We start from the raw sequence: 12,625 nt of genomic DNA on the forward strand, positions 1-12,625 counted from the left end.
GCCCTAATCGGTGGTGAGCTGGTCGCGGACCTGCATGAGCGCGAAGCCGAGCAGGTTGAGGCCTCGCCACTGGTCCGGGTGCTCGGCGCGCTCGTCGTCGGCGGCCAGGCCGATGCCCCAGATCCGGTCGACCGGGCTGGCCTCGACCAGGACGCGCTCGCCGGTACCGAGCAGGTAGTCGCGCAGTACCGGGTTCTGCTCGAACTTCCGCACGTTGCCCTCGACAACCAGATCGAACCGGTGCTGCTGCCACACCTCGGTGTCGAAGCCGCGGACCGTGCGCCCGATCGCCTTCGCTTGCTGAGGATGTCCTGCAGCGAGCACGTCCCGCTCCGCGTCGCGGTCCCCGAACAGCCGCGCCTTGGCCGCCATCATCCAGTGCTCGGCCGTCGGGTAGCGCACCTCGCCGACCGTGAACGGCGCCCGGTACCACTGGCTCAGGCAACTCGCGTCCGCCTGCCCGTCGGCGCTCGGGGTGTCGCCCCAGAAGAAGACGTACTTGTAGCGCTTGGTGCTCGCCAGGCCCTCGAGCAGGTCGGCGGTGGACCGTGCAGTGCTCATTCGTACGGGTTGGCCGGGGCCGTCACCGTCTTCACCTCGGACACGGTGAGCGCGGCGACGTCGCCGTCGGTGCGCTTGGTCGGCTCGGCCCACTCGCCGGTCACCGTGACCCACTGGTTCTTCGGTGGGGCGGCCTGGCCGCGCGCCTCGACCATGAACGCGGTGCCGTCGGCGACGCAGCAGGTCAAGCCGATCCGGGAGACGTACCAGCTGCCGTTCTTGCCGGGCGTGACGAAGCCGGTGAGCTGGAAGCTGCGGCCCTTCATGCTCTCCTTCTCCCACACCGCCCAGACGGCGTAGTCGCGGACCGCCAGCGGCACCGGGGCGTTGCCCTGCGCGCTCTTGGCCAGCCAGGAGTTGCCCTTCGGCTCCACCGGCTTGGCCGCGACCGGCGACTGGCGCTGGGCGGCGTCGGCGCCGAGGGCCGGCGGGTCGACGACCAGCAGGGCGAAGACCGGGATCAGCAGCAACCAGGCCGCGCGCGGCAGGCCGTGGTGGCCGTGACCGTCGTCGGCGTGCTCCACGTGCTCACCTGCCGGTTTGCGGCGGGTGTCGGCCAGGACGTCGGCGACCGCGAGCAGGATCAGGATCACTCCGGCCGCCAGCAGCATCCAGCGCATGCCCGGCTTCACGTACCGCAGGTAGGTCCCGGAGATCGCCAGCTGGACGATCGCCGCGCCGACGAAGACGACCACGAGCCCTGCGACGTTGCGCCTCACAGCAACCACCATCCCACGACAAGACTGGCCAGGATCGCCACCAGGAAGGTGGCCGGCGCGAACCGGACGGCGAACTTCGGGCCGAACGTGCCGGCCTGCAGCGCGATCAGCTTCACGTCCACGATCGGCCCGACCACCATGAACGCCAGCCGCGCGGTGAGCGAGAACTGGGTCAGGCTCGCCGCCACGAACGCGTCCGCCTCGGAGCAGATCGCCAGCAGCACCGCCAGCAGGCCGAGCACGACGACCGAGAGCAGCAGGTTGCTCGCGACGGTGTCGAGCCACTCGCGCGGGACCACCACGTTGAGCGTCGCAGCGGCGGCCGCGCCGACGACGAGGAAGCCACCGGCGTGCAGGAAGTCGTGCAGCATCGACGACCGGAAGACCTCGAGCCGGCCGGTGCCCTCCGCGTGCCGGCTCTTCGGCATCCGCAGCCAGGAACCGCCCTTGCCGGTCAGCAGCCAGAGCCAGCCGATCAGCATCGACACCCCGAGCGAGGTCACCGCCCGCGCGATCACGACCTTCGGCTGACCGGGAAAGGCCACGGCGGTGGAGGCCAGCACGACCGGGTTGATCGCGGGCGCCGAGAGCAGGAACGCGATCGCCGCGGCGGGCGTGACGCCGCGGGCCATCAGCGCGGCCGACACCGGCACGGAGGCGCATTCGCAGCCCGGCAGGATCACGCCCGACGCACTGGCCACCGGTACGGCGAGGGCCGGGTGCTTCGGCAGCGCCTTGGCGAAGAAGGAGGCCGGCACGAACGCGGTCAGTGCGGCGGACAGCAGCACGCCGAGCACCAGGAACGGCAGCGCCTGGACCGTCACGCCGACGAACATGGTCGCCCAGGTCCGGACACCGTCGTCGGTGAACAGCCCGGCGAAGAGCCGGCGCCCGAACAGCGCGAGGCCGACCAGCACGATCAAGGTCGCGGTGAACGCGATCGAGGACGCGGCCGGCTCCTTCTGCTCCTCGCCGTGCGCGTCGCCGTGCGGGGGCTCGCCGGAGTCGCCGGCGGGCTGGTTGGAGGGTGCGTCGGAGGTGGCCGGCGGCGGGCCGACCGGGGGCGCGGTATCGCCTGTCGCGACGGGAGAATCCGGCGCCTCGGCGGAGTCGGCAGGCGTGCTCATGGGCGGCATACTGACACAGCGGGGTGCGTGGGATCGACTACCCAGGGTGGCCAGTAATGAAAATCAGCGTCATGCCGCCGAATAGTCGCCCTGCGGAGGCTTGCCTGGGGTGAGTGCGTCGCCGGTGCAGGTTCGGTGCTCGTGCGGTTCCTGTTGACGGCTCGACCCCCATGGCAGGGTGGAGCCCATGGATGCCAACGTCGTGACCGCGGTCAACAGTCTCACCTCCCGCTGGGCGCGCACCCTCGCGCCCGGCAACACCGTCATCTCCGGCCTCGGCCTGTGGCCGTTGCTCGCGCTGCTGGCGACCGCTGCCGACGAGCCGGGGCGTGCGGAGCTGTCCGAAGCCGCCGGCGTCGACGCATCCACCGCCGCCTCCCAAGCCGTCGACCTGATCCGCACGGTCGACTCCGCCACCGACCTGCACGCGGCCCTGGGGGTCTGGGTCCACCAGCAGCTCAAGCTCAGCGAGACGTTCGACAGCGTCATCCCGACCGAGCTCACCGGGACGTTGACCGGTGACCTGACCGGCGACAAGGCCACACTGGACGCCTGGGCCGCCGAGCACACCGATCACCTGATCCGCGAGATGCCGCTGCAGGTCACCCCCGACCTCGCCGTCGTGCTCGCCTCGGCGCTCTCCCTGCGCACCACCTGGGCCCGCCCGTTCCGCGAGCAGATCAAGCGGATCCCGACCGGCCCCTGGTCCGGCTCCTGGCACTGGCTCGACCGCACCGACCGCGACCTCGACGCCGTCCGCGTGTACGACGACCCGGCCGCCGGCCCGCTGACCGTGATCACTGTCCAGGGGGACGCCGACGTCGACGTTCTGCTCGCCATCGCTTCTCCCGAGGCAGCCCAGCCTGACGTCCTCGCCGGTCTGCTCGCGGCAGCTGCCAGGCCTGCCGCCGGTCGCCCCGGGTCGATGCTCGTGCAGCAAGGTCAGCCCGGTCAGCAGCTGGCCCCGGCCCTCACGATCACCCAGACCACGTCACCGACTCCCGAGGTCAACCTCTCCCTGCCGTCCTTCGCCGTCCAGGCCGAGCACGACCTGCTGGCCCAGCGCGAGCTTTTCGGCCTCACCGCCGTCACGTCCGACCCCGGTGCCCAGGGCCACTTCAGCGCCATCAGCCCGGACCCGCTCGTCGTCGGCCAGGCGAACCAGACGGTGCTCGCCCGGTTCTACGCCACCGGCTTCGAAGCCGCCGCCGTGACCGCGATGGGCATGATGCGCACGTCCGTGTCCGTCACCCAATCCCGCCGCCTCGACGTAGCCCTCACCCAGCCCTTCGCCTTCACCGCCCTGCACCGAGAAACCCGCCTCCCCGTGGTCGCCGGCTGGATCGCCAGCCCCACCGAGCCCGAGTAGCAGCAACAGCTCGCGTCTCCCGTTGATCTCGAGGCGACTGCCCAGCGCCGACTAGCGAGCCGGATACCGACCCGGGCGAGCGGTGGTGCTGCTCCGGTCCGCAACCCTCGGACAGGAAACGGGGGCCACGGGCAGGAAGCGGGCACCACGGACGGGCTGTTGCGCGTTCACGGTCCCGCGTGCCGGTCCGACGGGCTCGGCCGTCCGCCTCCACCGGCGTCCGCGGTGCCTCGCGGTCGCTGCCGGGAAGCGGTCAGCTCGGGCTGGGCAGGGTGAAGAGGCGGTTGAGCAGGGCGGAAGCTTCGTCAACGGCCGGACGGTCGTCGGTGAGCAGCAGGTCGAAGAGCAGGCCGCGGGCGGCGGCCAGCCCGAGCCGGGCATACGCCGGGGCCTGGTCGGGAGGGACGCCTGCCTTCACGCACAGGTCGGTCAACGGTGGCAGCCAGACCGTGATGAGGTCGGCCTTCAGGGCCTCGGTGTGGGGGAGTCCCTGCATGGCGTGGGCGGAGAGCTCGAAGAAGAGCGGGCCGTAGACCAGGCTCGCCTCGGTGACGCGGCGCCAGAACTGCTCCGCCTGCTGCTCGACCGAAAGATCCTCGGCATCCAGCTGCGCGAGCAGGTCGCGTTGCTGCTGCTCGACGGTGCGGACCACCTCGGCCAGCAGTCCGTCGCGGGAGCCGAAGTGGTAGATCAGCATGCGGTGGCTGGTGCCGATCGCGGTCGCGATGCTGCGCAGGCTCGCGTCGCCGATCCCGTGCCGGGCGAAGTGCTCGACCGCGTCGGCGAGCAGAGTCTCCCGGCTCACACCCCACCCCGTGCGAAGGCCAATGGGGTTCCGGTGGTCCGCGGGATCACCCTTCGGTGACCTTCTTCAGGGTCTCCAGTTCCAGGGCCACGTACTGGTCGGTGAGCTTCGCGTAGAGCCGGCCGAGCAGCCAAGCCAGCGGGCCCTCCTGGATGATCGTCCCGGTCGCGACCGTGCCGGCCGGCGTACTGACCACCCGGTGCCCGCCGGTGGTCCGGATCCCCGGGCCGCGGGACACCCATTCGAAGTACTCGCCGTCCTTGAAGTGCGTCACCTCCCACACCGCGACGGCGAGCTTCGGCTGGCGGATGCGGGCTCGTGAACCGACCCGGAGCGGGCCCTCGTCGAGCCGCTCGACGGCGTCCACGGTCGGCAGCCACTCGGGCCAGCGGGCAACGTCGCTGAAAACCGCCCAGACACGTTCGGCCGGGGCGTCGATGGTGATGGAGTGCTCGAAGCGCATGTACCAAATGGTACATCTGCGCACGACGGCGGTCGATGAGCAGACGGTGGACGTAGCGTGTACGGAGAGTGAGAGTCGGCCGGATCGGCGATTGCAGTGTGCTGACGGTCCGGTGCCGCCGGTAGGGTCAGCGCCATGGCTGACCAGAACGGCACGAACAACGTCACCGAGAACGAGCAGGACCCGGGCGCCAGCACCCAGATGTTCCGCGCTTTCGTCAACGAGGGCGAGGTCGGGACCGCCGAGGAGCCGAAGCTGAACGGCCGGATGCTGGCCGTCGTCGGCGGCGTCGTGGTCCTGATCGCGGTCGTCGCGGCCGTTCTCGTCTTCTGACCCGTTCCGAGGTACGACCGTGCCGTCCGGTGAGAGCGCGCTGAGCCGGTGACCACCCTCGACGTCCAGGTGGTCCGCGTCTTCGTGGACTCCTCCGGCGCCTTCGGCAACCCGCTCGGCATCGTCGACGGGCGGCAGGTCCCGGACGCCGACCGTCAGGCCGTCGCCGCGCAGCTCGGTTACAGCGAGACGGTTTTCGTCGACGAGGCCGAGGCCGGCCGGATCCGGATCTTCAGCGCCACGGCCGAGATGCCGTTCGCCGGTCACCCGACGGTCGGTGCCGCCTGGTGGTTGCACTCCCAGGGCCACCGCACCGACGTACTGCGCGTCCCGGCCGGCGAGGTACCGGTCACCCGCGCCGACGGCTACACCTTCGTCCGGGCCCACGCGACCTGGGGCAGCACGTTCGACTGGCACCAGCTGGACACCCCGCCGGACGTGCTGGCCGCCTCGCCCGCGGAGTACTCGGCGGGGCACACATTCCTGTGGGCGTGGCAGGACGAGCCGGCCGGCCGCGTCCGCGCCCGGGTGTTCGCCCCCGCGATGGGTGTGCCCGAGGACGAAGCCACCGGTTCCGCCGCCACTCAGCTCACCGCCCGCCTCGGCCGGAACCTCCACATCGTGCAAGGCGCCGGCTCCGAGCTGCTGACCACGCTCCTGCCCGACGACTGGACAACCGTCGGCGGCCGCGTCCTGCCTGCGCCCGCCCGCACCTTCACCTACTGACCGCCGGACACCTCAGCGCCCGCAGAGCGATACCACCGGCCAGGACCGCGGTATCCGTTGACGGGAGTGGTGTGCCGGATGGAGCATGGGTGCTCGGCGAGCGGGAGGTCACGATGGCGGAAATCGTGCGGGCGGCGTTGGTGCAGACCTCGTGGACCGGCGACCAGGAGTCGATGATCAAGGCGCACGAGGAGTACGCGCGTCAGGCGGCGGCGGCCGGGGCCGAGGTGATCTGTTTCCAGGAGCTGTTCTACGGGCCGTACTTCTGCCAGCTGCAGGACCCGAAGTTCTACGAGTACGCCGAGAGTGTGCCCGGGCCGACGGTCGAGCGGTTCCAGGCGCTGGCCCGGGAGCTCGGCCTGGTGATGGTGCTGCCGGTGTACGAGCAGGAGCAGCCCGGGGTGCTCTACAACACCGCCGCGGTCGTCGATGCCGATGGCAAGTACCTCGGCAAGTACCGGAAGACGCACATCCCGCAGGTGAAGGGGTTCTGGGAGAAGTTCTACTTCCGGCCCGGCAACCTCGGCTACCCGGTGTTCGACACCGCGGTCGGCCGGATCGGCGTCTACATCTGCTACGACCGGCACTTCCCGGAGGGGTGGCGGGCGCTCGGACTGGCCGGGGCCAAGATCGTGTTCAACCCGTCCGCGACGCACCGCGGCCTCTCGTCGTACCTGTGGCAGCTGGAGCAGCCGGCCTCGGCGGTGGCCAACGAGTACTTCATCGGCGCGATCAACCGGGTCGGCATCGAGTCCGACTACGGCGACAACGACTTCTACGGGTCGTCGTACTTCGTGGACCCCGAGGGCAAGTTCGTCGGCGACCTCGGGCACGACCACGACCCGGAGCTGATCGTGCGCGACCTCGACCTGGGCCTGCTCGACACGGTCCGCGACCGCTGGCAGTTCTACCGCGACCGCCGGCCCGACGCGTACGGGGACCTGACCGCACCGTAATCAGCCGAAGGAGCGCGCGATGTCGTTGCTGGTCAAGGGTGGGACCGTCGTCGGACCGACGGGGACGCAGGTCGCCGACGTCCTGGTCGAAGGCGAGCGCATCGTCGCGCTGCTCGACCCGCAGTACGCCGGGCCGGTGCAGGCCGACGAGGTGATCGATGCCACCGGCAAGTACGTGGTGCCGGGCGGGATCGACGCGCACACCCACATGGAGCTGCCGTTCGGCGGGACCGCGGCCAGCGACACCTTCGACACCGGCACCCGGGCAGCGGCGTTCGGCGGGACCACGACGATCATCGACTTCGCCGTGCAACGGACCGGTGAGGTGGTGCAGGACGGGCTCGCCGCCTGGCACGCCAAGGCCGAAGGCAACTGTCACGTCGACTACGCGTTCCACATGATTCTCGGCGGCGTCGACGCCGACGCGCTGAAGGCGATGGACCAGTTGGTCGCCGACGAGGGCATCACCAGCTTCAAGCTGTTCATGGCCTATCCCGGGGTGTTCTACTCCGACGACGGCCAGATCCTGCGGGCGATGCAGACCGCACGGGAGAACGGCGCGATGATCATGATGCACGCCGAGAACGGCATCGCGATCGACGTGCTCGTGCAGCAGGCCCTGGCCCGCGGCGAGACCGACCCGATCCACCACGGCCTCACCCGGCCGACGGCGCTGGAGGCGGAGGCGACCAACCGGGCGATCGCGCTGGCCGAGGTCGCTCAGGATTGCCCGCTCTACATCGTGCACCTGTCGGCGAGCCAAGCGCTGGAGCACGTCGCCGCCGCCCGGGACGACGGCCGCAACGTGTTCGCCGAAACCTGCCCGCAGTACCTGTACCTGACCCTGGAGGATCAGCTCGGCGCGCCCGGCTTCGAAGGCGCCAAGTGGGTCTGCTCGACGCCGCTGCGCAGCAAGCACGAGTCGCACGCGCGCGACCTGTGGAAGGGGCTGCGCAGCAACGACCTCGCGATCGTGTCGACCGACCACTGCCCGTTCTGCTTCAAGGACCAGAAAGAGCTCGGCCGCGGCGACTTCTCCAAGATCCCGAACGGCATCGGCGGCGTCGAGCACCGCGTCGATCTGGTCTACCAGGGCGTGGTCGACGGGCAGCTGTCGCTGGAGCGCTGGGTGGAGACGATCGCGACGACGCCGGCCCGGATGTTCGGCCTCTACCCGCGCAAGGGCGTGATCCAGCCCGGCGCCGACGGCGACCTGGTGGTCTACAACCCGAACGGCACCACCCGGATCAGCGCCGAGACCCACCACATGAACCTGGACCACTCCGCCTACGAGGGGTTCGAGGTCAAGGGCCGGGTCGACACGGTGATCTCGCGCGGCACGGTGATCGTGGCTGACGGCAACTACCATGGCCGGAAGGGACACGGGCGGTACCTGCGGCGCGGGCTGTCGTCGTACCTGGTCTGAGGGGGGAAACCGGTGGACTTCGGAGTGGTGTTCCAGTGCGACCCGCCGGCCTCGGCGGTGGTGGAGCTCGCGGTCCAGGCCGAGCGGGCCGGGTTCAGCTACGTCTGGACGTTCGACTCGCACCTGCTCTGGCAGGAACCGTTTGTCCTCTACCCCCAGATCCTCGCCGCCACCCGCAGCGTGCTGGTCGGCCCGATGGTCACCAATCCCGGTACCCGCGACTGGACCGTGATCGCGTCCCAGTTCGCCACCCTCAACGAGACGTTCGGCAACCGCACGATCTGCGGCATCGGCCGCGGCGACTCCGCGCTGCGCACGCTGGGTGCGCAGCCGGGCACGCTCGCCGAGCTCAAGCAGTGTGTCGAGGTGGTCCGGGGCCTGGCCCGCGGTGAGACAGTCAGTTACCGCGGCCAGGAGCTCAAGTTCGGCTGGGTCTCCGCGGGCGCGCTGGACGTGTGGGTCGCGGCGTACGGGCCAAAGGCGCTGGCCGTGACCGGGCAGGTCGGCGACGGGTACATCCTGCAGCTGGCCGATCCCGACATCGCCGCCTGGATGATCGCGGCGGTCCGCCGCTCCGCCGAGCAGGCGGGTCGCGACCCGGCGGCGATCAAGTTCTGCGTTGCCGCGCCGGCGTACGTCGGGCACGATCTGGAGCACCAGCGCGACCAGACCCGGTGGTTCGGCGGCATGGTCGGCAACCACGTCGCCGACATCGTCGCCCGCTACGGCACGACCGGCGGTATCCCGCAGGCCCTGACCGACTACATCAAGGACCGGCAGGGCTACGACTACGCCGAGCACGGCCGCGCCGGCAACAGCCACACCGCCTTCGTGCCCGACGAGGTGATCGACCGCTTCTGCGTGCTCGGCCCGGTCGAGAACCACCTCGCCCGGCTGGCGGAGTTGACGGCGATCGGCGTCGACCAGTTCGCCCTCTACCTCCAGCACGACGCCAAGGAGGAGACGCTCGCCGCCTACGGCCGCGACATCATCCCGTACGTCTGAGTCGGCTACTCGCTGATTCCGGAACGCTCGACGCCTTCGACGATCCAGCGCTGCAGGAAGACGAACATCACCAGCAACGGCAGGATCGCGATCGTGGCGGCGACGAACAGCTGGGGGAGGTTGATGGTCTGCGCGGTCAGGAACGTGGAGAGCGCGATCTGCACCGTCCAGGCGTTGCGGTCCGGGGCGATCACCAGCGGCCACAGGAACGCGTTCCAGGAGCCGATGAAGGTGATCGTGCCGATCGCGGCGATGAAGCCGGTGGAGTTCGGCACGACGATGCGCCAGAACGTTCCCCAGTACGCCGTACCGTCGAGCTGCGCCGCCTCCTCCAGCTCGCGCGGGAAGCCCAGGAAGTACTGCCGGAACAGGAACGTCGCGAACGCCTGGAACAAGCCGGGGACGATCAGCCCGCGCAACGTGCTGACCCAGCCGAGCGTGGAGACCAGCACGAAACTCGGCACGAACGTCACCGCGGCCGGGATCAGCAGGGTGGCGACGATGAAGTAGAACACCGCGTTCGCGTACCGGAACGGGATCCGCGCCAGCCCGTAGCCGGCCAGTCCGGAGATCACCAGGACGCCGATGGTCTGGACCACCGAGATCACCAGCGAGTTGACCAGGCTGCGCGCCATCGGCACCGCCGGGTCGTTGAACAGGTCGACGACGTTGCTCCACTGCAGCGACGACGGGAAGAACGTCCACGACGGCGAGGTGATGTCCTGCTCGGTCGACAACCCGTTGCGCACGAGCAGGTAGAACGGCAGCAGGAAGAGCACCGCGCCGACGACGAGCACGGCGTACCGCAGGACGGAGCCGGTCCGGTCCGCGCGGGATCGCTGGATCGTGGCCATCTCAGTCCTCCCTCCGGCCGAGGCCCAGGAACCGGCCCTGGACGAGCGCGACCAGCGCGATCAGCAACGTGAGCAGGACGGCGCCGGCACTGCCGTGACCGAAGTCCTGGCCCTGACCGAGCGCCGCGTAGTACAGGTAGACGAGCGGCGGTCGCGCGTACGGCGGGTACTGCCCGTCGCTGGCCAGCAGGTTGTAGAACTCGTCGAACGCCTGGAACGCGTTGATCAGGAGTAGGAGCAGGACGGCGGTCGATGTCGCCCGCAGTTGCGGCAGGGTGAGGTAGCGGAGCACCTTCCAGCCGGTCGCGCCGTCGATCGCGGCCGCCTCGTACAGCGACGGCGCGATCCGCTGCAGCCCGGCCAGGAACAGGATCATGTAGAACCCGGCCTGCAGCCACATCCGGGCGGTGACGATCACCAGCCAGTACCAGGGCGGTTGCGTCACCGAGAGCCAGGGGACTGGTTCGGCGCCGAACCAGCCGAGCACGGTGTTCGCCAGACCGAACCGGACCCCGTTGAAGATCGACAACTTCCAGACCAGCGAGGCGACGACGTACGAGCAGGCGGTCGGCAGGAAGAACACCGACCGGAAGAACGTCTGCGCGAACCGGGTCCGGTGGACCATCAGCGCCAGCCCGAGCGACACCACGAACGTGGTCGGCACGATGAACACCGCGAACACCACGAAGGTGAGCAGGCTGGACCGGAACGCCGCGTCCCGCAGCATGTCCAGGTAGTTGCCCAGGCCGACGAAATCGGTCGGCGTGACGGTGTTGCGGGCGTCGAAGAAGCTCAGCACCACCGACCAGACGATCGGGACGTAGACGAACACCAGCAGGCCGAGCACGAACGGCCCGACGAACACGGCGAACCACAGGTTGCGGTCGTGCCGGCCGCGCAACCGGGCACCGAGCGGAGCCGGCGACGACATCAGCCGGCGATGCGCTTCAGCTCGGCCTCGACGACCGCCTTGACCGCCTTGAGCTCGGTCGCCGGGTCGCTGCCGGACTTGACGATCCGGTTCAGCGCGTCCGAGTACGCCGTACCGGACTTCGGGGTCCACAGCAACGGTGTCTGGGCGTGCCCGTGCTCGTTGACGAATCGCACCGCGTCGGCGGCCGGGCCGGACTTCAGCTTGTCCGCCTTCTCGGCCAGGCTCTTGCGGGCCGGGATGTGGAAGCCGTAGCTCTGCGCCCAGTCCAGCTGCTTGTCGGTCTGGTCGACCCACAGCCACTTGACGAACTTCTTCGCCGCGTCGACGTTGCTCGACTTCGTGCTGACGGAGGCGCTGTACGCGCCGACCGGCACGCTGGGTGCGCCGGTGGAGGCGTCCAGCTTCGGCCACGGCAGTACGCCGAAGTCGTCCCCGAAGGCCTTCTGGATCTGCGGCAGCGTCCAGAGGCCGGTGAACTGCATCGCGGTCAGCCCCTGGGTGAACGCCGACGGGTCGGACCAGTCGGTCGGGGCCCCGAGCAACAACGCCTTCGAGCTGAACAGCTCGCGCAGCTTGCGCAGCGACTCGGCCACCGCCGGGGTGTCGAAGCCGAACCGCCCGTCCTGGGTCAGGTAGTCGGCGCCGGCCGACCACAGCGCCGGTCCGCCGAGGATGCCGACGCCGCCGTCGTTGCCGACGAACAGGCCCTTCACGTCGTCGGTGGTCAGCTTCTTCGCCGCCGCGAGCAGCTCGTCGACGGTCTGCGGCGGCTGGACGCCGGCCTGCTGGAGCAGGCTTTTGCGGTAGACGAGTAACTGCATGTCGGTCGCCTGCGGGATCGCGTAGAGCTTGCCCTGGTACGTCACTCGCTCCAGCAGCGACGGGGTGAAATCGCTCCTGGCGTCGCCGAGCAGGTCGCTCAGGTCGGCCACCTGGCCCCCCTTGATCATGTCGATGCTCGGGCCGTTGCCGTACTCGAACACGTCCGGCCCGCCGTCGGTGAGCAGGGCGGCCGCCGTCTTCTTGTCGTAGTCGCCGGGGGACCACTGCACGCTCACGGTGGCGTCGGGGTACTCCTCGGCGTACCGCTCGACGGCCTGCTGGGTCCCGGCCTCGCCGTACTGGTGGTACCACTGCGACAGCGCCGGCTTGTCGCCGCTGACGTTGCCACCGGCCCCTTCGCGGCCGGTGTTGGAGCCGCAGCCTGTGACCGCCGCCACGGCCAGTCCGCTTCCCAGGGTGAGAAAGCCCCGCCGGTCGATTCGACCTGTACCCGACATCTTCGACGTACCTCCACCTCGACGGTCAGCAGTCTCCGACCCTATGACCGAACGGGTCCGCCGGTGC

The 12,625-nt window shown here is 70.0% G+C and carries 14 protein-coding genes; 6 read left to right on the plus strand and 8 right to left on the minus strand.

Features of this window, described 5'->3' with window-relative positions:
* Window positions 1–3: 3 nt before the first annotated feature.
* The 3 genes from KFLA_RS08480 to KFLA_RS08490 are packed head-to-tail and all read right to left on the minus strand — an operon-like array spanning window position 4 to window position 2,407.
* Complete coding sequence (locus KFLA_RS08480; RefSeq protein ID WP_012919369.1) at window positions 4–561, minus strand: NADAR family protein; 558 nt, start codon at window positions 559–561, stop codon at window positions 4–6.
* Complete coding sequence (locus tag KFLA_RS08485; RefSeq protein WP_148256579.1) at window positions 558–1,280, minus strand: TIGR03943 family putative permease subunit; 723 nt, start codon at window positions 1,278–1,280, stop codon at window positions 558–560. Before KFLA_RS08485 ends, KFLA_RS08480 begins: the two co-directional genes overlap by 4 nt.
* The gene (locus KFLA_RS08490; protein ID WP_012919371.1) at window positions 1,277–2,407 is read right to left on the minus strand and encodes a permease; all 1,131 of its coding nucleotides are present in this window, start codon (window positions 2,405–2,407) and stop codon (window positions 1,277–1,279) included. Before KFLA_RS08490 ends, KFLA_RS08485 begins: the two co-directional genes overlap by 4 nt.
* Before the next feature lie 187 nt (window positions 2,408–2,594).
* Between KFLA_RS08490 and KFLA_RS08495 the strand changes: the two genes are divergently transcribed.
* Entirely contained in the window at window positions 2,595–3,776 is a 1,182-nt protein-coding gene (locus KFLA_RS08495) for a serpin family protein (RefSeq protein ID WP_012919372.1), read from the plus strand.
* A gap of 253 nt (window positions 3,777–4,029) precedes the next feature.
* Here KFLA_RS08495 and KFLA_RS08500 read toward each other — a convergent pair whose 3' ends face one another.
* Both KFLA_RS08500 and KFLA_RS08505 read right to left on the minus strand, forming a co-directional pair.
* Window positions 4,030–4,581 carry a TetR/AcrR family transcriptional regulator gene (locus KFLA_RS08500; RefSeq protein WP_012919373.1) on the minus strand — a complete coding sequence of 184 codons (552 nt, stop codon included), beginning with the start codon at window positions 4,579–4,581 and terminating at the stop codon, window positions 4,030–4,032.
* 46 nt (window positions 4,582–4,627) lie between these two features.
* Window positions 4,628–5,044, minus strand: a complete 417-nt coding sequence (locus KFLA_RS08505) for an SRPBCC family protein (protein WP_012919374.1) — start codon at window positions 5,042–5,044, stop codon at window positions 4,628–4,630.
* A gap of 135 nt (window positions 5,045–5,179) precedes the next feature.
* Here KFLA_RS08505 and KFLA_RS08510 point away from each other — a divergent pair, with 135 nt between their 5' ends.
* From KFLA_RS08510 to KFLA_RS08530, 5 genes are all read left to right on the plus strand, one after another.
* On the plus strand, window positions 5,180–5,377 hold the full coding sequence (locus KFLA_RS08510) for a hypothetical protein (protein ID WP_012919375.1): 198 nt from the start codon (window positions 5,180–5,182) through the stop codon (window positions 5,375–5,377).
* 48 nt (window positions 5,378–5,425) lie between these two features.
* The gene (locus KFLA_RS08515) at window positions 5,426–6,103 is read left to right on the plus strand and encodes a PhzF family phenazine biosynthesis protein (protein WP_012919376.1); all 678 of its coding nucleotides are present in this window, start codon (window positions 5,426–5,428) and stop codon (window positions 6,101–6,103) included.
* Window positions 6,104–6,174: 71 nt separating this feature from the next.
* The gene (locus KFLA_RS08520; RefSeq protein ID WP_237706753.1) at window positions 6,175–7,059 is read left to right on the plus strand and encodes a nitrilase-related carbon-nitrogen hydrolase; all 885 of its coding nucleotides are present in this window, start codon (window positions 6,175–6,177) and stop codon (window positions 7,057–7,059) included.
* 19 nt (window positions 7,060–7,078) lie between these two features.
* Entirely contained in the window at window positions 7,079–8,485 is a 1,407-nt protein-coding gene (gene hydA, locus KFLA_RS08525) for a dihydropyrimidinase (RefSeq protein WP_012919378.1), read from the plus strand.
* A 12-nt stretch (window positions 8,486–8,497) separates the two neighbouring features.
* Complete coding sequence (locus KFLA_RS08530) at window positions 8,498–9,490, plus strand: TIGR03842 family LLM class F420-dependent oxidoreductase (RefSeq protein ID WP_012919379.1); 993 nt, start codon at window positions 8,498–8,500, stop codon at window positions 9,488–9,490.
* A gap of 5 nt (window positions 9,491–9,495) precedes the next feature.
* Here the strand turns inward: KFLA_RS08530 and KFLA_RS08535 are convergent, their stop codons facing one another.
* Genes KFLA_RS08535 through KFLA_RS08545 form a run of 3 tightly spaced genes read right to left on the minus strand, consistent with a single transcriptional unit; the run spans window position 9,496 to window position 12,498 of the window.
* Window positions 9,496–10,344 (minus strand): carbohydrate ABC transporter permease, encoded by an 849-nt coding sequence (locus KFLA_RS08535; RefSeq protein ID WP_012919380.1) that lies wholly within the window; start codon window positions 10,342–10,344, stop codon window positions 9,496–9,498.
* A gap of 1 nt (window position 10,345) precedes the next feature.
* Window positions 10,346–11,275 carry a carbohydrate ABC transporter permease gene (locus tag KFLA_RS08540; RefSeq protein ID WP_012919381.1) on the minus strand — a complete coding sequence of 310 codons (930 nt, stop codon included), beginning with the start codon at window positions 11,273–11,275 and terminating at the stop codon, window positions 10,346–10,348.
* Complete coding sequence (locus tag KFLA_RS08545; protein WP_237706754.1) at window positions 11,275–12,498, minus strand: ABC transporter substrate-binding protein; 1,224 nt, start codon at window positions 12,496–12,498, stop codon at window positions 11,275–11,277. Before KFLA_RS08545 ends, KFLA_RS08540 begins: the two co-directional genes overlap by 1 nt.
* Window positions 12,499–12,625: the final 127 nt, after the last annotated feature.

The sequence above is a fragment of the Kribbella flavida DSM 17836 genome (genome assembly GCF_000024345.1).
In the GTDB taxonomy this organism is placed as follows: Bacteria; Actinomycetota; Actinomycetes; order Propionibacteriales; family Kribbellaceae; genus Kribbella; species Kribbella flavida.

What these genes read in the sequence shown, in the direction of transcription:
- KFLA_RS08495 (WP_012919372.1), top strand. Translation starts at nt 2,595, where the DNA reads ATGGATGCCAACGTCGTGACCGCGGTCAACAGTCTCACCTCCCGCTGG.
- KFLA_RS08540 (WP_012919381.1), bottom strand. Translation starts at nt 11,275, where the DNA reads ATGTCGTCGCCGGCTCCGCTCGGTGCCCGGTTGCGCGGCCGGCACGAC.
- KFLA_RS08535 (WP_012919380.1), bottom strand. Translation starts at nt 10,344, where the DNA reads ATGGCCACGATCCAGCGATCCCGCGCGGACCGGACCGGCTCCGTCCTG.
- KFLA_RS08490 (WP_012919371.1), bottom strand. Translation starts at nt 2,407, where the DNA reads ATGAGCACGCCTGCCGACTCCGCCGAGGCGCCGGATTCTCCCGTCGCG.
- KFLA_RS08510 (WP_012919375.1), top strand. Translation starts at nt 5,180, where the DNA reads ATGGCTGACCAGAACGGCACGAACAACGTCACCGAGAACGAGCAGGAC.
- KFLA_RS08505 (WP_012919374.1), bottom strand. Translation starts at nt 5,044, where the DNA reads ATGCGCTTCGAGCACTCCATCACCATCGACGCCCCGGCCGAACGTGTC.
- KFLA_RS08480 (WP_012919369.1), bottom strand. Translation starts at nt 561, where the DNA reads ATGAGCACTGCACGGTCCACCGCCGACCTGCTCGAGGGCCTGGCGAGC.
- hydA (WP_012919378.1), top strand. Translation starts at nt 7,079, where the DNA reads ATGTCGTTGCTGGTCAAGGGTGGGACCGTCGTCGGACCGACGGGGACG.